At 71.9% G+C, this 20,134-nt stretch carries 16 protein-coding genes; 8 read left to right on the top strand and 8 right to left on the bottom strand.

Annotated features, from left to right (window positions below; translation table 11 throughout):
* Window positions 1-148: 148 nt before the first annotated feature.
* Complete coding sequence (locus tag DN051_RS25310; protein ID WP_053761116.1) at window positions 149-1,402, top strand: GNAT family N-acetyltransferase; 1,254 nt, start codon at window positions 149-151, stop codon at window positions 1,400-1,402.
* Between the two features lie 96 nt (window positions 1,403-1,498).
* Here DN051_RS25310 and DN051_RS25305 read toward each other — a convergent pair whose 3' ends face one another.
* Window positions 1,499-2,344: an Fpg/Nei family DNA glycosylase gene (locus DN051_RS25305; RefSeq protein WP_112439565.1), complete on the bottom strand. Its 846-nt coding sequence runs from the start codon at window positions 2,342-2,344 to the stop codon at window positions 1,499-1,501.
* Window positions 2,345-2,499: 155 nt separating this feature from the next.
* On the bottom strand, window positions 2,500-2,985 hold the full coding sequence (locus DN051_RS25300) for a ribose-5-phosphate isomerase (RefSeq protein ID WP_112442433.1): 486 nt from the start codon (window positions 2,983-2,985) through the stop codon (window positions 2,500-2,502).
* Between the two features lie 219 nt (window positions 2,986-3,204).
* Here DN051_RS25300 and DN051_RS25295 point away from each other — a divergent pair, with 219 nt between their 5' ends.
* Window positions 3,205-4,662, top strand: coding sequence for an amino acid permease (locus DN051_RS25295; protein ID WP_112439564.1), 1,458 nt, complete (start codon window positions 3,205-3,207; stop codon window positions 4,660-4,662).
* 59 nt (window positions 4,663-4,721) lie between these two features.
* Here DN051_RS25295 and DN051_RS25290 read toward each other — a convergent pair whose 3' ends face one another.
* Window positions 4,722-6,869, bottom strand: coding sequence for a serine/threonine-protein kinase (locus tag DN051_RS25290; protein ID WP_246041130.1), 2,148 nt, complete (start codon window positions 6,867-6,869; stop codon window positions 4,722-4,724).
* A gap of 221 nt (window positions 6,870-7,090) precedes the next feature.
* Between DN051_RS25290 and DN051_RS25285 the strand changes: the two genes are divergently transcribed.
* Window positions 7,091-7,813 (top strand): LPXTG cell wall anchor domain-containing protein, encoded by a 723-nt coding sequence (locus DN051_RS25285; RefSeq protein WP_053763159.1) that lies wholly within the window; start codon window positions 7,091-7,093, stop codon window positions 7,811-7,813.
* 147 nt (window positions 7,814-7,960) lie between these two features.
* Here the strand turns inward: DN051_RS25285 and DN051_RS25280 are convergent, their stop codons facing one another.
* Window positions 7,961-8,545 (bottom strand): biotin transporter BioY, encoded by a 585-nt coding sequence (locus DN051_RS25280; RefSeq protein ID WP_053763158.1) that lies wholly within the window; start codon window positions 8,543-8,545, stop codon window positions 7,961-7,963.
* 368 nt (window positions 8,546-8,913) lie between these two features.
* Between DN051_RS25280 and DN051_RS25275 the strand changes: the two genes are divergently transcribed.
* From DN051_RS25275 to DN051_RS25265, 3 genes are all read left to right on the top strand, one after another.
* Window positions 8,914-10,290, top strand: a complete 1,377-nt coding sequence (locus tag DN051_RS25275; RefSeq protein WP_053763157.1) for an amino acid permease — start codon at window positions 8,914-8,916, stop codon at window positions 10,288-10,290.
* A 105-nt stretch (window positions 10,291-10,395) separates the two neighbouring features.
* Complete coding sequence (locus DN051_RS25270) at window positions 10,396-11,037, top strand: superoxide dismutase (protein ID WP_053763156.1); 642 nt, start codon at window positions 10,396-10,398, stop codon at window positions 11,035-11,037.
* 188 nt (window positions 11,038-11,225) lie between these two features.
* Window positions 11,226-11,465, top strand: a complete 240-nt coding sequence (locus DN051_RS25265; RefSeq protein WP_159054268.1) for a hypothetical protein — start codon at window positions 11,226-11,228, stop codon at window positions 11,463-11,465.
* A gap of 3 nt (window positions 11,466-11,468) precedes the next feature.
* On the opposite strand, the gene DN051_RS25260 is transcribed toward DN051_RS25265, so the two are convergent.
* Entirely contained in the window at window positions 11,469-12,131 is a 663-nt protein-coding gene (locus tag DN051_RS25260) for a DsbA family protein (protein ID WP_053763154.1), read from the bottom strand.
* 172 nt (window positions 12,132-12,303) lie between these two features.
* On the opposite strand from DN051_RS25260, the gene pepN reads away from it, so the two are divergent.
* Window positions 12,304-14,892: an aminopeptidase N gene (pepN, locus tag DN051_RS25255; RefSeq protein ID WP_112439563.1), complete on the top strand. Its 2,589-nt coding sequence runs from the start codon at window positions 12,304-12,306 to the stop codon at window positions 14,890-14,892.
* Window positions 14,893-15,158: 266 nt separating this feature from the next.
* Complete coding sequence (locus tag DN051_RS25250; protein WP_053763152.1) at window positions 15,159-16,205, top strand: hypothetical protein; 1,047 nt, start codon at window positions 15,159-15,161, stop codon at window positions 16,203-16,205.
* Between the two features lie 95 nt (window positions 16,206-16,300).
* Here the strand turns inward: DN051_RS25250 and DN051_RS25245 are convergent, their stop codons facing one another.
* The 3 genes from DN051_RS25245 to DN051_RS25235 all read right to left on the bottom strand — a co-directional run bounded on the left by DN051_RS25245 (window position 16,301) and on the right by DN051_RS25235 (window position 20,108).
* Window positions 16,301-17,434: a serine hydrolase domain-containing protein gene (locus DN051_RS25245; RefSeq protein WP_107094118.1), complete on the bottom strand. Its 1,134-nt coding sequence runs from the start codon at window positions 17,432-17,434 to the stop codon at window positions 16,301-16,303.
* 140 nt (window positions 17,435-17,574) lie between these two features.
* Entirely contained in the window at window positions 17,575-19,335 is a 1,761-nt protein-coding gene (locus DN051_RS25240) for a TIGR03767 family metallophosphoesterase (RefSeq protein WP_053763151.1), read from the bottom strand.
* A gap of 317 nt (window positions 19,336-19,652) precedes the next feature.
* Window positions 19,653-20,108 carry an NUDIX hydrolase gene (locus tag DN051_RS25235; protein WP_234389065.1) on the bottom strand — a complete coding sequence of 152 codons (456 nt, stop codon included), beginning with the start codon at window positions 20,106-20,108 and terminating at the stop codon, window positions 19,653-19,655.
* Window positions 20,109-20,134: the final 26 nt, after the last annotated feature.

Genomic DNA, 20,134 nt, shown 5'->3' with positions numbered 1-20,134 from the left:
TCCATCGGACCAGCCGCTCGGCACGGGAGGTCCCACTTGTCCCCCGTCCGGGGTTCGACTCCACAGTGAACTTCACGGAAAGCCGCCGCGCCCCCGTCAGGGAGAAATTCCCTCGCTCGTCCCGCAATGCCCTGGTAGGCATGAGGGCATGGCGAACGACTCGGCGACAGGCCCGGTGACGGAGTTGCGGGTGCTGCGGCAGGACGACTGGGACCCTTGGTACGACACCTTGATCCGCGCTTTCGGCGGGGTGCCGGAATCGACCGAGGAGCGGGAGCTGTGGAACGCGCTCACCGAGGCCGACCGGTCGCTGGGCGCGTGGGACGGCGACAGCTGCGTGGGGACGGCCGGGGCGTTCAGCTTCCGGCTCAGCGTGCCCGGCGGGGCCGTGCTGCCCGTGGCGGGTGTGACGATGGTCGGTGTCTCCGCCACCCACCGGCGGCGCGGAGTGCTGACGGCCATGATGCGGCGGCAGTTGGACGACATCCGCTCCTGGGGCGAGCCGCTGGCGGCGCTCACCGCCTCCGAGCCGGCGATCTACGGCCGGTTCGGCTACGCCGCCGCGACGTTCGGGCTCAGCGCCGAGATCGACACCGGCCGGGTGCGGCTGTCGGTGCCGTCCGGCACCGATGACGTACGGCTGCGGTACGCCGCTCCCGCCGATGTGCTCGACGGGTGCGAGGCGGTCCACGCGCGGCTCGTGCCCGGGCGGCCCGGGATGCTCGCGCGGCAGCCGGGCTGGGAGCGGGTCGGGCTGCTGGACCCGGAGAGCGAGCGGGACGGCGCGTCGCCGCTGCAGTGCGTCGTAGCCGAGCGGGACGGCGAGGTCACGGGGTACGCGCGCTTCCGCGTCAAGCCGGGCTGGGACGTGAGCGGGCACAACGGCACGGTGGTGCTGACGGAGCTGGCCGGGCTCGATCCGCGGACGCGGGCGGCGCTGTGGCGGTTCCTGTTCGGGATCGACCTGACGACGACGCTGTCCGTGCGCGGCAGGCCGGTCGACGACGACTGGCAGTACCTGGTGTCGGACCTGCGGCGCTGCCGGCCGCGGCTGCGCGACTCGCTGTTCGTACGGCTGGTGGACGTGGGGGCCGCGCTGGAGGCACGTACCTACCAGGCGCCGGTGGACGTGGTGTTCGAGGTGACGGACGACTTCTGCCCCTGGAACGCCGGGCGTTGGCGGCTGACCGGGGACGCGAAGGGCGCCTCGTGCACCCGTACCGAGGACGCGCCCGAACTGGCCCTGTCGGTGCGGGAGTTGGGGGCGGCCTATCTGGGCGGGGTGAGCCTGGCCTCACTGGCGGCGGCGGGGCGGGTGCGCGAACTGCGCGGCGGGGCGCTGTCGGAGGCGGCGGTGGCGTTCGGGAGCGCGGTGGCGCCGTGGCTGCCGCACGGGTTCTAGCCGTATTCAGCTGCGTTCAGGTGTGTTCGGGTGCCTCGGTCCGCGGCGTCGAGGGCGCGGCTGACCGGTGGCCGGCCGCGCCGCCGGCCGGCGGGGTCAGTTCCGCTGGCAGGTCGGGCACCAGAAGAGGTTGCGGGCGGCGAGATCGGCGGTGCGGATCTCGCCGCCACAGATGTGGCAGGGCCGGTCGGCCCTGCGGTACACGTACACCTCGCCGCCGTGGTCGTCGACGCGCGGCGGGCGGCCCATGGCCTCGGGGGTGTGTTCCGGGCGGACGGTGTCGATGCGGTTGGTGCGCACGCCCTCCCGCATGAGGGCGACGAGGTCGGTCCAGATCGCGTCCCACTCGGCGGACGTGATGTCCCGGCCGGGGCGGTACGGGTCGATGCCGTGCCGGAAGAGGACCTCCGCGCGGTAGACGTTGCCGACGCCGGCGACGACCTTCTGGTCCATGAGGAGGGCGGCGATCGTCGTACGGCTGCGGGATATGCGGCGGTACGCGGCGGCCGGGTCGGCGTGGTGGTCGGTCCGCAGCGGGTCCGGGCCGAGGCGGGCGTGGACCGCCTGCTTCTCGGTGTCCGTGATCAGGGCGCAGGTCGTGGGGCCGCGCAGGTCGACGTAGGCGGTGGGTCCGGCCAGGCGCAGGCGCACGGTGTCCGTGGGCGGCGGCGCGGGGGTGCGCGGGCCGATGTCGCCGAGGGTGACCTTGCCGAACAGGCCGAGGTGGATGTGGATCCAGTCGGTGTGCTCGGGGGCGGGATCGCGGAAGCCCAGGAAGAGGTGTTTGCCGTGGGCGTCGGCGGTGTGCAGGGGTGAGCCGTCCAGGAGCGCGGCGGCACCGGTGAACTTGCCCTGCGGGCTGGTGACGCGGACGGGGCCGCGGTCGGCGAAGCGGGCGGCGTAGTCCTGGGCCAGGCGGTGGATGGTGTGGCCCTCGGGCACCGTGCGGGTCCTTTCTGTCACCGTCGCGCCTGCGGGTGGGCGGGCAGCGGGGCGCCCCGGTCCGCGCTCGTGTCGGGCGCTCCCCGGGGCGTGCTCGCCCACCCGCCCGGCTCACCCGGGCGGGTGGGGGTGCCCCACGCGGCCCGCCGCGGGGGTTACTGCTGCGGGTGGTGCGGCGGGATCGGCGGGAGGTCGCCGGTGCTCTCGTACGTCGTGAGCATGTCGATACGGCGCTGGTGACGTTCCTCACCCGTGAAGGGGGTGTTCAGGAACGTCTCGACGAACTTGGTCGCCTCGTCCTGCGTGTGCATCCGCGCGCCGACGGCGATCACGTTGGCGTTGTTGTGCTCGCGGCCCAGCGTCGCCGTCTGCTCGCTCCAGGCCAGTACGGCGCGCACGCCCTTCACCTTGTTCGCGGCGATCTGCTCGCCGTTGCCGGAGCCGCCGATCACGATGCCGAGGGACCCGGGGTCCGCGGCCGTGCGCTCCGCGGCGCGCAGGCAGAACGGCGGGTAGTCGTCCTGGGCGTCGTAGATGTGGGGACCGCAGTCGACGGGGTCGTGGCCGGCCGCCCCGAGCCACTCGACGAGGTGGTTCTTGAGTTCGAAGCCGGCATGGTCGGAGCCGAGGTACACGCGCATGGCCACGAGTGTGTCATGGGCCTCTCTCCGTGACCGCGCGGGGTATGCGAACCGGGAATTGTGAGCTGGGCTACAGATCCTCAAGGAAACCTCAAGTAACAATACGGATTCAGAGGTTCCCCTATCTGTTCACCTCCGATTCACTGGACCGATTCGTACAGCCCCCGTTCTTCATTCGCACGGGGAAACAGCTCGACCGGCGCAAAGGAAATTCGTCCCATGACTTCGCAGCCGACCCTGACGAAGCCCGGAAACAGCCCCGGAGCCACCGGCGATCCCGGCAACGGCCTCCAAGCAGGGCTCAAGAACCGTCATCTGTCGATGATCGCCATCGGCGGCGTCATCGGCGCCGGCCTTTTCGTCGGCTCCAGTTCCGGCATCGCCACCGCCGGCCCCGGCATCCTCCTGTCGTACGCACTCGTCGGCACGCTCGTCGTCCTCGTGATGCGGATGCTCGGCGAGATGTCCGCGGCCAACCCGACATCGGGTTCCTTCTCCGCACACGCCGACCGCGCGCTCGGGCCCTGGGCCGGGTTCTCGATCGGCTGGCTCTACTGGTTCTTCTGGGTGGTCGTCCTCGCGGTCGAGGCGACCGCCGGAGCCGCGATCCTCGAAAGCTGGATCCCGGCCGTGCCCCAGTGGGGCTGGGCCCTCATCGTGATGGTGGTGCTGACCGCCACCAACCTCGTCTCCGTCGGCTCCTACGGCGAGTTCGAGTTCTGGTTCGCCGGCATCAAGGTCGTCGCGATCGCCGCGTTCATCGTCATCGGCGGTCTGGCCGTCTTCGGCCTGCTCCCGGGCGTGGACAGCGAACAGGCCGGACTGGCGAACCTGACCGAACACGGCGGCTTCCTGCCCAACGGGCCCGGCGCGATCCTCACGGGTGTGCTGCTCGTCGTCTTCTCCTTCATGGGCAGCGAGATCGCCACGCTGGCCGCCGGCGAGTCCGAGAACCCGCAGCGCGCCGTCACCAAGGCCACCAACAGCATCATCTGGCGTGTCGCCGTCTTCTACCTCGGCTCGATCTTCGTCGTGGTGGCCCTGCTCCCGTGGGACAGCAAGTCGATCGCCGAGGACGGCTCGTACGTCGCCGCCCTGGACTCCCTCGGTATCGCGCACGCCGGCCAGATCATGAACTTCATCGTGCTGACGTCGGTGCTGTCCTGCCTCAACTCCGGCCTCTACACCGCCTCCCGCATGGCCTTCTCGCTCGGCCGGCGCGGTGACGCCCCGAAGTCCTTCGCCCGGACGACCGGCCGCGGCGTGCCCCGGACGGCGATCCTCGTCTCCGTGGTCTTCGGCTTCGTGGCCGTGTTCTTCAACTACAAGTTCCCGGACTCGGTCTTCCTCTTCCTGGTGAACTCCTCGGGTGCCGTGGCGCTGTTCGTCTGGCTCGTCATCTGCTTCTCCCAGCTGCGGATGCGGAAGATCATCCAGCGCGAGGCGCCGGAGAAGCTGGTCGTGCGGATGTGGCTGTACCCGTACCTGACCTGGGCGACGGCCGCGCTGATCGTCTTCGTGCTCGGCTACATGCTGACCGACACCGAGCACGACGGGCGCAAGACCGTGCTGCTGTCGCTGCTGGTCGCCGGCGTGGTGCTGGTGATCGCCGTGGTGCGGCAGCGCGGCCGCCGCGCGGTGACGGACCGGGACCAGGTCCCGGCGGCACGCGACTGACGTACCGCTCGTCCCAGACCCGAAGGGCCCCGTGGCAGCCGCCGCGGGGCCCTTCGGCGTCACAGCACGACGAAGCTCCTCTTCACGTCGTCGTAGACGGCGAGCGCGCGGGACTCGGCGGCCGGCTGGTACCAGGTGTTGATCTGGTACGACTTCCCCTTCGCGTCGAAGCCGAGCAGCCTGGCGTGCCAGGGGACGCCCTCCAGGGTGAAGGTGTACTCCCAGATCACCGCGGGATGGCCGCGGAAGGTCGTCTCCTCCAGCCGGATCTTGCGGTAGTCCCGCCCCTGGCGGGCGTTGCGTTCCGAGGTGCGCCAGGAGTCCATCAGGTCGCCGCGGGCGAGGGAGGACTTCGCCACGAGTTCCTGCGTGCCGTCGGGCGAGGTGTAGTGCACCTCCGCTCCCGTCTTCACGTCCCGCCGCCAGCCCTCGGGCGTCCGCCACGCGAACCCGCCGGCCTCCTCCCGTACGCCGGGCGGCAGGCTCGGGGGCCTGGAGGTGCCCTCGACGGTGGACGACGCGGTGGCGGACGGCGTCCCGGGTTCGCCGCCCGCCCGGCTGCCGTCCGGTGAGCCCAGGGCCGAGGCGAGGACGACGCCGGCCACCGTGCCGGCCGTGACCACGCCCGCGGCGGCGATCAGCGCGACGCGGCGCCGGGTCCGCCGGGTCCGCCGAGGGGTGGACGGGCGGGCGGGGCCGGGCGGTTCGCCGCCCGGAGGGACCCCGGCCGGGTCCGGAGCGGGCCGTTGCTCGGTGACCGCGTCGGCCCGGCCGAGCGAGACACCGGCCCGGCGGGTCCCGCGCGCGGGCGGTACGGCGGTCGCGGTGGGTTCCTCGGGCGGCCCTCCGCCGACCGGCCTCGGGAGGGCCCGGGTGACGGTGTCGGGAGGCGGGACCGAGCGGTCGGGGGATGGGACCGGTGGGGCCTGGGTCGGGACCGAGGCGTCGGGGGGCGGGGCCGGTGGGTTCTGGGTCGGGACTGGTGGAGTCTGGGTCGGTGGGGCCGGTGTCGGGACGGACGGGGCCGACGGATCGCGCGGCGGTGCGGCCGGGCCCGATGCCGTTGCCGACGGGTCCGGAGTCGCGACGGACGGGTCCGACGCCGCGGCCGGTGCGCCCGGGGACGGGACCCACGGGTGCCGGGCAGGGCCCGGAGACTCGGGTGCCGGGGCCGACGACGGCGGTGCCGTGGCCGACGACTCGGGTATCGCCGCCGACGAGTGCGGTGCTGACGCCGACGGGGCCGGGGGCGCGGTCGCCGGGGCCGGGGGCCGGATCGTCGAATCCGCAGCCGGAGGCACGCGCGACGGGTCCACGGGTGGGGTCGGTGCATCCGCCGGCCGGCGTGACGGGTCCGCCGTCGGGGGCGGGATCGGGATCGGGATCGGGGTGACCGTGTGCGGTTCGGGAGGGCGGGGCGCGGGGACCGGGAGCGCGTCGGGTTCCGGCGCCGGGGCCGGGAAGGCGACCGCGTGCAGGGCCGTGCGCAGTTCCTCCAGACCCGGCCGCGCGGCCGGCTCCTTGTCGAGCAGGGCGGCCAGCACATCACTCAACGGGCCTGCCTCGGACGGGAGTTCGGGCTGCTCGTACAGCACGGCGTGCAACGTGGCCAGCGTCGTGTCGCGGGAGAACGGGGACCGCCCGGCCAGCGACGCGCAGAGGGTCGCGCCGAGGGACCACACGTCCGACGGCGGTCCCTGCGGTCGGCCGGAGACCCGCTCGGGGGCCATGTAGTCGGGCGAACCGACCAGCATGCCGACCATGGTGAGCGCCTTGGTGTCCTGGATCGCGGCGATGCCGAAGTCGGTGAGCACGATCCGCCGGGCGCCGTGCTCCACGAGCACGTTGCCGGGCTTGATGTCCCGGTGCAGCACCCCGCGCGCGTGCACCTGGCTCAGCGCCTCCACCAGGCCCAGCCCGATCATGGCCGTCTCCCGCGGTCCGAGCGGGCCGTCCTCGGCCGTGACCCGTTCCAGGGAACGCCCGGCGACCAACTCCATGACGATCCACAGCCGTTCCCCCTCGTCCACGACGTCGTACACGCGCACGACGTTGGGGTGGTCGATCCGGGCGGTGGCCCTGGCTTCGCGCAGAGTGCGTTCGCGGCGGGTGCGGGCGTCCTCCGCGTCCAGACCGTCTATGCGCATTTCCTTGACGGCGACCGGCCGGTCGAGCATTTCGTCGGCGGCTCGCCACACCCGCCCCATTCCCCCCTGGCCGATGCTTTCGACCAACCGATAGCGCCCGGTCACCAGTAACCCTGGAACACCGCCGCTTCGCGTATTCCCCGGCAATTCGCTGCACCCCCTCAACAACGCCTTGATTGAAACACAATGGCCACACTTCAGGCCGTACCAGCATAGTGCGGAGAAATCTTGTGGTACCTCTTCAAGTACTGCGAATTCAGGCGCAGCCAAGGGGGACGAACATGAGTTCTCGTCGTACGACGACCATCACCGGATCACTGGTCGCGGCATCTTTCTCGGCAGTGCTGATCCTTTCCGGCACCGCCGGCGCGGATGATCAGGGACCCGGAAGCAGCAAGGGGGGAAAGGCCGTCGACGAGGCACCGGCGGGGGTGGAGCTGACCACGCTGCTCCCCGAGAAGATCTCGGTCGACAACGGATCGGAAGAAACGGCCATCACCGCCACGGTGAAGAACGAGGGCAGCGCGGACAGCGGGCCGATCAGGCTTCTGGTCGTCGGTTTCGACGGCTTGACGGTCAAGAATGTCCAAGGCTGCTCCCCGATCGCCGAGAAGGACCTGCCCGAAGGTTCCAACAGCGGATTCAGCTGTGCCCTCGACGATCTGGCCGCCGGCGCGTCGAAGTCGTTCGACGTCGACGCCGGCTACGACCTCGGCAGCACCGGAAAGATCTGTCTGCCCGTCCAGAACAGTGACGGGAGCAAGACGTTCTGGCAGCAGGGCCCGGTTCCGTTCGGCACGACGAACCCGTCGCCGAACGCTCCGGCCACCCCCTTGCTGCTCGGTACCGACAACAAGCCCGCGGCGCCGGGCGGCGACGAGCTGCCCCGCACCGGTCCCGGCCGGAACGTCGTGCCGCTCGGCGCGGCGGGCGCGACGCTGCTCGCCGCCGGGGCGGCCGGACTGTGGTGGTCGCGGCGTCCGCGGCCGCGACGGGAGGGGTGACAGGACCGGGTGACCGGCCGGGGTGCGGGACGCCGCGCCCCGGCCGGGGTGCCCCCGGGTGCGGACCGGCGCCCGGGGCACGAAAAAGGGTCCGCCGGACCGAGGGCGACCTCGGTCCGGCGGACCCCTTTCCCGTCGTGTGCGGGGTCAGCGCTTGTCGACCAGCTTCCACACGGCCGGCAGCGCGCCCATCGCCAGGGCGGCCTTGAGGGCGTCGCCGATCAGGAACGGGGTGAGGCCGGCCGCGATGGCGGCGGAGGCGGACATACCGGTGGCGAGGGCCAGGTAGGGGACGCCGACGGCGTAGATGATCGCCTCGCCCAGCAGCATCGCGCCGGCCATCCGCAGCGGGGTGCGGTCGGCGCCGCGGCGGGCCAGAGCGCCGACGGCGGTGGCGGCGAGCAGCAGGCCGATGACGTAGCCGAAGGACGGCGCGGCGGCGCCTGAGCCGCCCTCCGCGAACCACGGCACGCCGACGACGCCGGCGAGCGCGTACAGCGCGAGGGAGAGGAAGCCGCGGCGGGCGCCCAGGGCCGTGCCGACCAGCAGCGCGGCGAAGGTCTGGCCGGTGACCGGCACCGGGGAGCCCGGTACGGGCACGGCGAGCTGGGCCGCCAGGCCGGTGAGTACGGCACCGCCGGCCACCAGGGCGACGTCCCGGACACGGGAGGAGGGGATCAGGTCGGCGAGGACCTGCCCCGGGCGGGCGGGGGCGGCGGCAGCGGTGCTCATGGGGACTCCGCGAGTGAGGGCGGTTCGGGACACCGTGACGCTAACCCAGGGCGACTGAGCCCAACACCGTCACCGCTCGACAAAGGCGGGAGCCGCACTGTGGTGGGCTCCGTACAAAGAGTGGTCGCTACACCCTCGTTGACGTGATGCTGGTCACTGAGGTGGGGACGTATGCGTCACGGGAGGCGGCCGGACGGCAGACTGTAGGTTTCCCCCAACCGCGATCTCCGCTGTTCTGTAAACGGAATCGCACAGTCCGTATCTTCGGTGTCCGCATAGTGAACACCGAGCACCCGCGAGCGAGACAGATGCCCAGACTGTGGGCGTTTTTTCCGCTCTCCCGTACATGTAATGGACGAACCGCGCCCATGACCAGCACCCCTGTCGAGACGCCACCGAAGCAGGAGACGTCTCTCTCCCACGGCCTGAAACAGCGCCACCTGTCGATGATCGCCCTCGGCGGTGTCATCGGGGCCGGCCTGTTCGTAGGCTCCGGCGCCGGCATCGCCGCCGCCGGCCCCTCGATCGTCGTCGCCTACATCCTCTCCGGCGTCCTCGTGATGCTCGTGATGCGGATGCTCGGCGAGATGTCCGCCGCGCATCCCTCCTCGGGCTCCTTCTCCGCGCACGCCGAGCGGGCGATCGGCCCCTGGGCCGGCTTCACCGCGGGCTGGGCGTTCTGGGTCCTGCTCTGCACGGCCGTCGGCCTGGAGGGCATCGGCGCCGCGAAGATCGTCTCCGGCTGGCTGCCGGGCACGCCGGAGTGGGCGTGGGTGGCGCTGTTCATGGTGGTGTTCTGCGGCACGAACCTGGCCGCCGTGAAGAACTTCGGCGAGTTCGAGTTCTGGTTCGCCGCCCTGAAGGTCGGCGCGATCTCGCTGTTCCTGGTGCTCGGCGGGCTCGCGATCGCGGGCGTCCTGCCCGGCACCGACTCCCCCGGCGCGAGCAACCTCGGCGAGTTCCTGCCCGGTGGCGGTGAGGGCCTGGTCATCGGCCTGCTCGCCTCGGTGTTCGCCTACGGCGGCCTGGAGACCGTGACCATCGCGGCGGCCGAGTCCGAGAACCCGGTCAAGGGCGTGGCGACCGCGGTGCGCACCGCGATGTGGCGCATCGCGGTGTTCTACATCGGCTCGATGGCCGTCGTCGTCACCCTCGTCCCGTGGGACTCGCCGGAAGTCGTGGAGAAGGGCCCGTACGTGGCCACCCTCGACCATCTGGACATCCCCGGGGCCGGCCAGCTGATGAACGTGGTCGTGCTGGTCGCGCTGCTGAGCGCGATGAACGCCAACATCTACGGCGCCTCGCGCATCGCCTACTCGCTGGTCGAGCGCGGCCAGGGCCCGAAGGCGCTTGGCCGGGTCTCGGGCGGCGTCCCGCGGACCGCGGTGCTGGCCTCCAGCGTCTTCGGCTTCGGCTGCGTGGTGCTCAGCTACTGGCGTCCGGACGACATCTTCCCCTGGCTGCTGAACATGATCGGCGCGGTCATCCTGGTCGTCTGGTTCTTCATCGCCGTCTCGCAGCTGCGGCTGCGGCGCCGACTGGAGCGCGAGTCGCCGCACAAGCTGGTCGTGCGCATGTGGGCGTTCCCGGTGCTGACGTGGGTCGCGCTGGCCGGCATGGTGGCGATCTTCGTGCTGATGGCCAGGGAGCCCGACACCCGCGTGCAGCTGTACTCCACCGGTGCCATGACGCTCGTCCTGGCCGCGATCGGCTACGCCTGGCAGCGGGCGCGGGCCCGCGGCTGACCGTCGCACCTCACCCGAAGGCCCTCACGTTCCGCACGTGAGGGCCTTTTTGTTGCTAGCGTGTAGTTGCAAGCTCTTTGCAATAAGAGGTTCGGAGGGGAACCGATGCCCGTCTACACGCTGCCTGAACTGCCCTACGACTACTCCGCGCTCGCCCCCGTGATCAGCCCGGAGATCATCGAGCTGCATCACGACAAGCACCACGCCGCGTACGTGAAGGGGGCCAACGACACGCTGGAGCAGCTGGCCGAGGCGCGTGACAAGGAGCAGTGGGGCACGATCAACGGCCTGGAGAAGAACCTGGCCTTCCACCTCTCCGGCCACATCCTGCACTCCGTCTACTGGCAGAACATGGCCGGCGACGGCGGCGGTGAGCCGCTGGCCGCCGACGGCGTGGGCGAGCTGGCGGACGCGATCGCCGAGTCCTTCGGTTCGTTCGCCAACTTCAAGGCCCAGCTGTCCAAGGCTTCCGCCACGACCCAGGGATCGGGCTGGGGCGTACTGGCCCACGAGCCGCTGAGCGGCCGGCTGATCGTCGAGCAGGTCTACGACCACCAGGGCAACGTCGGGCAGGGCGCGACGCCGATCCTCGTCTTCGACGCCTGGGAGCACGCCTTCTACCTTCAGTACCGGAACCAGAAGGTGGACTTCATCGAGGCCATGTGGCAGGTCGTCAACTGGCAGGACGTGGCGCGGCGCCTGACGGCCGCCCGGTCCCGTGCCGATGTGCTGCTGCTGGCGCCGTAGCGGCGCGGCGAGTCGTCCTGCCTCGTGATCGTCTTCTCAACCTTCACCGGGCAGGCGGAGAAAAGGGGCGGCCCCGCGAGGACGTGACTCGCGGGGCCGCCCCCGTTGTGCGCCCGGCGCGCCGGGTCGCCTCCGTGTCGCCCGACCGGGGGGTGCCGGTGGGGCGTATTCCGGGTGATGGTGGCCGGATGCCGAGGGAGATGACGTACTACTGCCACACCTGCGGATCCGACCAACCCCACCGCCAGCCGCGGGACGACCGCGAACGGGACGTCATTCGCGAGCTGGCGCAGAAGCAGAAGCCGAACGCGTTCGTCGACGACTACTGGATCTGCGTCAGCGCCGAACGGGACTGCCGCAACATCCGCTACGCGTGGAGCACCAAGCCCTTCGAGGCGCCCCACAAGATGCCCGAGCCCGAGGAGTGAGGCTCACAGGTTGCTGAAGTCCGGGCCCTTGGTGCGGGTGCGCTTGATCTCGTAGAAGCCGGGGACCGACGCCACCGCCAGGGTGCCGTCCCACAGCCGGGCGGCCTCCTCGCCCTGCGGGGCGGGGGTGACGACCGGGCCGAAGAAGGCGACCTCCTCGCCGTCCGGGCCGGGGACGGAGATGACGGGGGTGCCGACCTCCTGGCCGACCTTGGTGATGCCCTCCTTGTGGGAGGCGCGCAGCTCGGCGTCGAACTCGAAGTCCTGCTGGTCGAAGTAGTCGATCAGGTCCGCGGGCAGACCGGTCTCGGCCAGGGCGCCGACCACGGCCTCCCTGGTCGGGCCCTCGCCGCCGTTGTGGATACGCGTGCCCAGCGCGGTGTACAGCGGGCCGAGGACCTGGTCGCCGTGCTTCTGCCAGGCGGCGGCCACCACCCGGACCGGCTGCCAGGCCTTGGTGGAGAGCATCTCGCGGTATTCCTCGGGCAGCTCGTCCAGCTTGTCCTCGTTGAGTACGGCGAGGCTCATCAGGTGCCAGTGGATCTCGATGTCACGGACCTTCTCCACCTCCAGCACCCAGCGGGAGGTCATCCACGCCCAGGGGCACAGGGGGTCGAACCAGAAGTCGACGCGGGTCTTGCCGGCGGTCGTCGCGGTCTCGGGCATGGCTCTCCTCGGTGTGCGGTCTTTGAACGGCGCAACGTCGCCCGTCCCCCGGCGCATTCCCGGCTGCCCGGCGTCAGGTGCACATGGCAGGATCGGTGCTGTCCAGCCGACACCTCCGCCGCTCTCGGCTCCGTCCGGGCGGGGGAACCATCACCCTGAGGGAGTACCGCCCGTGCCCGGTGAGAATCTGTCCCGCGACGAGGCCCGGGAACGGGCCGCCCTGCTGTCCGTCGACGGGTACGAGGTGTCCCTCGACGTGCGCTCCGCCGTGGGCGCCGACGCCGGGGACGGCGGGCCGCGGACCTTCCGGTCCGTGACCACGATCCGGTTCCGCTGCGCCGAGCCGGGCGCGGCGAGCTTCGCGGACCTGATCGCGCCGAGCGTCACCTCGGTCTGCCTCAACGGCCGCGACCTCGACCCCAGCGAGGTGTTCGACGGCTCCCGGATCCTGCTGGAGGACCTCGCCGCGGACAACGAGCTGATCGTCGACGCCCGGTGCGCCTACTCCCGCACCGGCGAGGGCCTGCACCGCTTCGTCGACCCGGAGGACGGCGAGGTCTACCTCTACACCCAGTACGAGCCGGCCGACTCGCGGCGGGTCTTCGCGAACTTCGAGCAGCCGGACCTGAAGGCGCCCTTCCGCTTCGAGGTGCGGGCACCCGAGGAATGGACGGTGTGGAGCAACGGCGTCGGGCAGCTCGCCGACGGGGTGTGGCGCTTCGCGGAGACCAAGCCGATCTCGACGTACATCACCTGCGTCGTCGCGGGCCCGTACCACTACGTCACCGACAGCTACACGCGCACGTTCGACGACGGCACGACGCTGGAGATCCCCCTCGGCGCCCTGTGCCGCAAGGGCCTCGCGCCGCACTTCGACGCCGAGGACGTCTTCCTGGTCACCAAGCAGGGCCTGGACTTCTTCCACGACCACTTCGACTACCCGTACCCGTTCGGGAAGTACGACCAGGCGTTCGTGCCCGAGTACAACCTCGGCGCGATGGAGAACCCCGGCCTGGTGACCTTCCGGGAGGAGTACATCTTCCGGGGCAAGGTGACACGGGCGTCCTACGAGGCGCGGGCGAACGTCATCCTGCACGAGATGGCACACATGTGGTTCGGCGACCTGGTCACCATGGAGTGGTGGGACGACCTGTGGCTGAAGGAGTCCTTCGCGGACTTCATGGGCGCCTTCTCCCTGGTCGGCGCGACCCGCTTCACCGACGGCTGGATCACCTTCGCCAACCGGCGCAAGGCCTGGGCCTACCGTGCCGACCAGCTCCCCTCCACCCACCCCGTCACGGCCGACATCCGCGACCTCCAGGACGCCAAGCTCAACTTCGACGGCATCACCTACGCCAAGGGCGCCTCGGTGCTCAAGCAGCTGGTGGCCTACGTGGGCCGGGACGCGTTCCTCGAGGGCGCCCGGCGCTACTTCAAGCGGCACGCGTACGGCAACACCCGGCTCGGCGACCTGCTCTCGGTCCTGGAGGAGACCAGCGGCCGGGACATGGGGACCTGGGCGCGGTCCTGGCTCCAGACCGCCGGCGTCAACTCGCTGACCCCGCAGGTCCTGCTGACCCCGCAGGGGACGATCGACGAGCTGGCCGTGGTGCAGGAGGCGCCGGAGTCCCACCCGGAGCTGCGTCCGCACCGTGTGGCGGTCGGGCTGTACCGGCGGACCGCCGGGGGCGCCCTGGAGCGGTACGCGCGCGCCGAGCTGGACGTCGACGGCCCGCGCACCGTCGTCGCGGAGCTGGCCGGCGCCGAGGCGCCCGAGCTGGTCCTGGTCAACGACGACGACCTCACGTACTGCAAGATCCGCTTCGACGAGGGATCGCTCGCCACGCTCCGGGACGCGCTCGGCGACATCAGCGACCCGCTGGCCCGCGCGCTGTGCTGGTCGGCGCTGTGGAACCTGACCCGGGACGCGCTGCTGCCCGCCCGGGACTTCATCGACCTGGTGCTGCGCTTCGGGGGCCGCGAGTCCGACATCGGCGTGCTCCAGATGCTGCACGCCTGGGCGAACTCGGCCCTCGTGCACTACGTGGCGCCCGCCTGGCGGCCGACCGGCGAACGCCTGCTCGCCGAGGGCGCGCTGAGCGAGCTCGGGCTCGCCGGACCGGGCAGCGAGCACCAGCTGGCGTGGGCGCGCTTCTTCGCGGCGGTGGCGTCGCGCGAGGCGGACCTGCGGCTGCTGAAGGGCCTGCTGGACGGCACGGAGAAGATCGACGGGCTGGAGATGGACCAGGAGCTGCGCTGGGCGTTCCTGGAGCCGCTGGCCGCGCACGGGGCGGCCGACGAGAAGTCGCTGGCGGCCGAGCTGGCCCGGGACGACACGGCGTCCGGCAAGCGCCACCAGGTCCGCTGCCTCGCCGCGCGGCCCTCGGCGGCGGTCAAGGCGCAGGCCTGGGCGCAGGTCGTGGAGTCGGAGGCGCTGTCCAACGCGCTGGTCGAGGCGACGATCTCGGGCTTCGCGCAGTCGTCGCAGCGGGATCTGCTCGCGCCGTACGCCGAGAAGTACTTCGCCGCGATCGAGCGGGTGTGGACGCAGCGGTCGATCCAGATCGGCATGGACGTGGTGCGGGGTCTGTTCCCGGCGTACGAGGACTCGCCGGCCACCGTGGCGGCGACGGACGCGTGGCTCACGGCGCACGAGGACGCGGCCCCGGCCCTGCGCAGGCTGGTGCTGGAGGCCCGGGACGACCTGGCGCGGGCGCTGCGCGGTCAGGCGTGCGACGCCGCGGCGGACGAGCGGCCGTGATCCCGGACTGAGCTCCGGTCCGAGCTCGGGCGTGGCCTTCGGCCTCGGCTCGGACCTCAGCTTCGGCCTGAGCTTTGGCCCGAGCTTTGGCCATCCGTAACCGTTACGGAATTCAGGCAATAGCAGCCGTAACCCTGGTCCGCACCCGAACGGACCAGGGGCTTTCGGCATCCGAACACGCGTACTTTAGTTCCGCCTTGTCTGCATTTGTCGACGGGCGTGTAACAGCGGTTAAGGGACGGATCCGACCCGGGAATCCCGGGTTCATGAACCACAACACCCCGCTCTCCCCCCGCCCCCTCCGCCACCTGTCCGAGGTCCACTGCCGGGTCATGACGGCGGCCCGGCTCCGCTCGCACGGCGTCCCCGCCGCGGACACCGCGGAGCAGTGCCGCCCCGGCGGCGCCTGGCAGCAGATCCTCCCCGGCGTGTTCCTGCTCCACCCCGGCCCCCCGACCAGCGAGGAGCGGCTGCACGCGGTGCTGATGTACGCGGCCCGCGAGACGGCGCCGGGGGTGCCGGGGGTGCCCTCCCAGCCCGGCGCGGGCGGCGGGCACCGCCCGGTGTACGCGGAGGCGATGATCACCGGCCTCGCGGCGCTGAACCTGCACGGCTTCGCGTCGGCTCCCCCGCTGCCGTCCCTGGACCGCATCGACGTCCTGGTCCCCCGGCTGCGGCGGCTGCGCTCCACGGGCTGCGCGCGGATCGTCCGGACGTCCGCCCTGCCCGCTCCCCAGGCGGCCGCGGGCATGCCGGTGGCGCCGGTGCCGCGCGCGCTGGCCGACGCGGTGGCGGGTCTGCTGGACGCCGGGGTGGTGCGCCGGCTGCTCACCGAGGCGGTGCGCGGCGGCCACTGCGAACCGTCGGCGGTCGTGCGGGCGTTGAACCAGGCGAAGCTGCTGAGCCGGCCGCATGTCGTGGACGCCGTGGACTCGCTGCTCGCCGAGGGCCGCGCGATCGCGGAGAACCGCCTGTACCGGATGGTCCGCGAACACGGTCTGCCGGACCCGGTGTGGAACGTGGACCTCCGTCTCCCCGGCGGCCCCCACCTCGGCGGCCTGGACGCGTACTGGCCGGAGCAGGCGGTGGCGGTGGAGCTGGACACCCGCGCGCCCCGCCAGGACGAGGACGCCCTGTGGTCCGAGTACGCCCGCAAGCGCGAACACCTGGAGCGGCTCGGCATCACGGTCGTCCACATCACACCGAAGAAGCTGCGGGAGTCGCTCGAACAGCAGGCGGCGATCGTCCGGACGGCTCTGATGGCCGCGGCCGACCGGGATCCCGCGGCCTATGTCGTGGTGCTGCCCCGGTAGTGACGGACCGGCAGCGGTATCAGGAGGGGAAAGGAGGGGCCGCCGGCGGACCGGCGGCCCCTCCTTGTGCGGACCGGCACCGGCCGGAAAAGGCCCTAGCGCGGATCGCCGCAGAACTCCGCCTCGACGACCGCCTCGCTGTCGCCGGACCAGTCGCCGTTGAAGTTGAACGCCAGCGAGTGCCGGCCGTCCGCCGTGGTGACCGCCTCGGACGAGGAACCATGGATGCCGCCGCCGTGGCCCCAGACCCGGACCCCGCAGCTCAGTTCACGCGCGATGAGGCCGAGGCCGTAGCCGGCACCGGCGAACTCCCGCGTCTCGACGGTGGTCTTCATCGCCTCCAGCTGCCGCGGCGGCAGCAGCCGGCCGCCGAGCAGCGCCCGGTAGAAGCGGTTCAGGTCGGCCGAGTCGGAGATCATCTCACCGGCCGCCGAGGCGAGCGACGGGTTCAGCGTCGTGACGTCGTACGTCGGACCGGTCGGCGTCCGCGCGAGCTTGCTGTAGGCACGGCTGCTCGGCCGCGGAAGGGCGGCCCGGGTGCCGGGGACCGATGTGGCCCGCAGGTGCAGCGGTTCGATGACGCGGTCCCGGATCTCGTCGCCGTACGGGCGTCCCGTGACCGCCTCGATCACCATGCCGGCGAGGACGTAGTTGGTGTTGGAGTACTTCCAGCCGGTGCCCGGCTCGAAGTCCGGCCGGTGCGTCATCGCGACGGCGACGAGCTCGGACGGGGTCACGGTGTCGTAGCGGTGCTCGAGGAAGCCGTCCTTGAGGAGGTACGTGCGGACGAAGTCCTCGTCGTAGGTGTAGTCGGAGATTCCGCTGGTGTGGTTGAGGAGCCGGCGGACGCTGACGGCGCGGCCGTCGTGACCGTTGCCGCGCACCGCCCCGGGCAGCCACTCGTCCACCGTGTCGTCCAGCGCCAGCCGGCCCTCGGCCTCCAACTGGAGGAGCACCGTGGCCACGAAGGTCTTGGTGATGCTGCCCACCCGGTAGCGGTCGGCGGTGGAACGCGGCCGGTCCGTCCGCAGGTCGCCCACGCCCGCGGTGGCCTGCCAGGTGCCGTGCGTGTCCCTCGCCGTCGCCGTGACACCGGGCACGCCGTCCGCGACCGCGGCCCGCATCGCCGCGCGCGTCGCGACGTGGCCGCCGGAATGCGCCCCGAGCGACGGACCGGTCAGCACGGCGCACAGCGCCACGGCGGTCGCCGTCACCAGCGTCGTACGCATCGGCGTCCGCGCTCGTCCTCGTGCCGTCACGTCAGCCCCCTCCTCGCCCGATCACCGTCGAGCAGATCACAACACGGTCGGAGGAAAGAACCGGGTCGACGGTGTGAAAGTTGCGTGAGGCAGCCCGAGTTGAGTGGATTTCAGCCCTTCTTGAGCACCAGTTCGGTATTGCGGTCGCGGCTGCCGCCGGCCAGGTCGGTGCGGGCTCCGGGGGCGTTGAAGGAGAGTTCCCGGTAGAGCGAGGCGAGGCCGGTCTGGGAGAGATCGGCGAAATCGGTGCGGTGCGGGGCCGCCGACTCGACCAGCGTGGTGAAGACCGACAGGGTGCCGTCCTTGTTGTCGACCAGTTCGATCACCCGGGCGAGCTGCGGGAAGTCGACGTGCGAGGCGGTGGAGATCTCCCAGAAGGAGTGGCCCGCGGCGCTCCGGTGCGCGGTGATCTCGTTGCGGTGGATGTGGCCGTTCACCCACGCGAGGGTGTTGCGGTGCCGGCCCAGCACCTCCAGTACGGCGGCGCCGTCGTGCCTGCCCTCGGCGGGACGGGCCGGGTCGCGGCGCGGGTTGTCCATCGTCCGGCTGGTGTGGTGGCTGAAGACGACGGCGTACGAGTCCCTGTTGGTGCGCAGGGTCTTCTCCAGCCACCTCAGCTGGCCGGTGCCGATGGAGCCCTCGTAGTGCCCGCCGGGGTCGGTGGTGTCCAGGCTGATGCCGATGACGTCGTCGGCGATCCGGAAGCTGTAGTACTGGGTGCCCGCCTCCACGTTGGCCGTCGAGTAGCCGTGGCCGACCGGGCCCGGACCGGTGTACGCGGGGTCGAGGTGGGCGTTGACGTACTCGGCCGGCGTGAAGGGCGCACGGCGCTCGTCCGGGGTGACGGCCCGCAGGTCGCGGGTGTGCGCCTCGAGCAGGTCACGGAACCCGGTGCCCATCGGGTCGGTCGCCTTCTTGATGCTGTCCTGCAGCTTCTTCGCCTCGGCCGCGGGCAGGGCCATCAGCTTCCGGCCGCCGACGGCGAAGTCGGCGAGGTAGGGGTCGCCGTGCCCGTAGCAGCCGAGGGGCAGCGAGTCGTGGTTGCCGACGGTGGAGTACCAGGGCAGGTTGAGGCCGGGGCTCTGGACCTGGCGGACGGCGGCGGCCAGGAAGCCGTCGAGCTGCGGGAAGCCGCGCCGCTTGTCGTCGTCGCGGACGGCGGAGTCGGGCTGCCAGAACTGCCGCAGACCGCTGTTCTGCACACCTTCGTAGCGGCGCATGTCCCCTGAGTCGGGGGTGACGCGGCCGCCGCTGAGGACCGTGAGGTACCACTCCAGCTCGGTACGGGCGTTGTTGTCGGTGTTGTCGCCGGTCGTCATCGCGAAGTGCAGCGGGGCGCCGGTGACGGGACCGCCCCGCAGCGCGTTGACCCGCTCGACGAGCGACACCGCCCCCTGCACCGTGAGCAGTTCCTGGGGCCGCCAGGCGTGGACGTCGGTGGAGCGCAGGAACTCCAGGCGCAGCGGGTGCTGGGCGTCGATGATGTGCAGATCGGTGAGCTGCACGAACGCGGCGAGGGCGGTGCGGCGGTCGGCCCGACCGGCCCGGGGGGCGGCGAGGTCGTCGCGCACGACGCGCCGCCAGCCGGGACCGTCGCCGAGCCTGCGGTAGCCCGACGCGGTGCGCGGCGCGGCGACGCCGGCGAGGGTGGTGCCGCGCTCGTAGGGGGCGAGCGGCGCGGCCGGCGCCCTGCGGGAGGCCGCGACGGGCGCCTCGCCCTCGGCGGCGGGCGCGGCCTGGCTGGCGGTGGGCCGCAGGGCGTAGCCGACCCCGGCGGCGAGGGACACCGCTCCGGCGGCGGCGAGGACCGTGCGGCGGTCGACCGCGAGTGCGGAGGCTGCGGAGCTGGCGACAGAGCGTGTGCGCGACATGGCGCGGTCTCCCCGAGTGCGGAACGCGTCGGCAGTGGTCGCGGACGGTCGCCGTGGGCGGCCCTCCGCTCACTCCGGATCGTTGGCAGCGGGAATGACCTGCGCGTTAATGCGGCCCCAACGGGCAGAACCGATCACGCTACGTGGATCTTGGGCCACCCTGCGCGTCCGCCGCCGCTCGTCGAACGGCCCGGGGACGGTCACTCGGTGTTCATCTGACGGGGTAGCACACCTGCGTCCGGGCTCCGTCCGGGCTCCGTCCGGGCTCCGTCCGGGCTCCGTCCGGGCTCCGTCCGCGCGACGGTTCGGTCCGGCGGCTAGGCCAGGTCGACCCGGCCCGCGGCGGGGCGTTCGCGCCACAGGTGAAGCCCCAGGTCGACCAGCCCGATCCGGCGCAGCGCCGGCACCGCGTCCAGCGCGTGCCACGCGGCCATGTCGGTGGAGCCCCCGATCTCGTGGCGCAGCTCACCGCCGACGACGCTCCCCTCGTAGACGAGGCGTACGCCGTGGTGGTCGGTGGAGCGGCGCAGACGGCTGCCGGGGAACGTGCGGTGCAGGGAGTGCACACCGAGGATGCCGGTCACCTCGATGCGGTAGCCGGTCTCCTCCCGCACCTCACGGACGACGGTGTCGTACGGGTCCTCCCCGTGCTCCATGCCGCCGCCGGGCAGCACCCACTCCGGGGTGCCGTCGGGTGCCGGGGAACGGGCCAGCAGGACCCGGCCGTCACTCACGCACACGGCGTAGGCCGCCACCCTCAGCTTCTTTCGCACGCAGGGACGTTAACCCCTCGGACCGG

Origin of the sequence: Streptomyces cadmiisoli, assembly GCF_003261055.1 — a bacterium.
Classification (GTDB): Bacteria; Actinomycetota; Actinomycetes; order Streptomycetales; family Streptomycetaceae; genus Streptomyces; species Streptomyces cadmiisoli.
This window is presented reverse-complemented; position numbering and strand designations above follow the sequence as displayed.

Coding starts and splice junctions, on each gene's coding strand:
- DN051_RS25310 (WP_053761116.1), top strand. CDS start 149: ATGGCGAACGACTCGGCGACAGGCCCGGTGACGGAGTTGCGGGTGCTG.
- DN051_RS25300 (WP_112442433.1), bottom strand. CDS start 2,985: ATGCGCGTGTACCTCGGCTCCGACCATGCCGGCTTCGAACTCAAGAAC.
- DN051_RS25295 (WP_112439564.1), top strand. CDS start 3,205: ATGACTTCGCAGCCGACCCTGACGAAGCCCGGAAACAGCCCCGGAGCC.
- DN051_RS25290 (WP_246041130.1), bottom strand. CDS start 6,869: ATGGGGCGGGTGTGGCGAGCCGCCGACGAAATGCTCGACCGGCCGGTC.
- DN051_RS25285 (WP_053763159.1), top strand. CDS start 7,091: ATGAGTTCTCGTCGTACGACGACCATCACCGGATCACTGGTCGCGGCA.
- DN051_RS25280 (WP_053763158.1), bottom strand. CDS start 8,545: ATGAGCACCGCTGCCGCCGCCCCCGCCCGCCCGGGGCAGGTCCTCGCC.
- DN051_RS25275 (WP_053763157.1), top strand. CDS start 8,914: ATGACCAGCACCCCTGTCGAGACGCCACCGAAGCAGGAGACGTCTCTC.
- DN051_RS25270 (WP_053763156.1), top strand. CDS start 10,396: ATGCCCGTCTACACGCTGCCTGAACTGCCCTACGACTACTCCGCGCTC.
- DN051_RS25265 (WP_159054268.1), top strand. CDS start 11,226: ATGCCGAGGGAGATGACGTACTACTGCCACACCTGCGGATCCGACCAA.
- DN051_RS25260 (WP_053763154.1), bottom strand. CDS start 12,131: ATGCCCGAGACCGCGACGACCGCCGGCAAGACCCGCGTCGACTTCTGG.
- DN051_RS25250 (WP_053763152.1), top strand. CDS start 15,159: ATGAACCACAACACCCCGCTCTCCCCCCGCCCCCTCCGCCACCTGTCC.
- DN051_RS25245 (WP_107094118.1), bottom strand. CDS start 17,434: ATGCGTACGACGCTGGTGACGGCGACCGCCGTGGCGCTGTGCGCCGTG.
- DN051_RS25240 (WP_053763151.1), bottom strand. CDS start 19,335: ATGTCGCGCACACGCTCTGTCGCCAGCTCCGCAGCCTCCGCACTCGCG.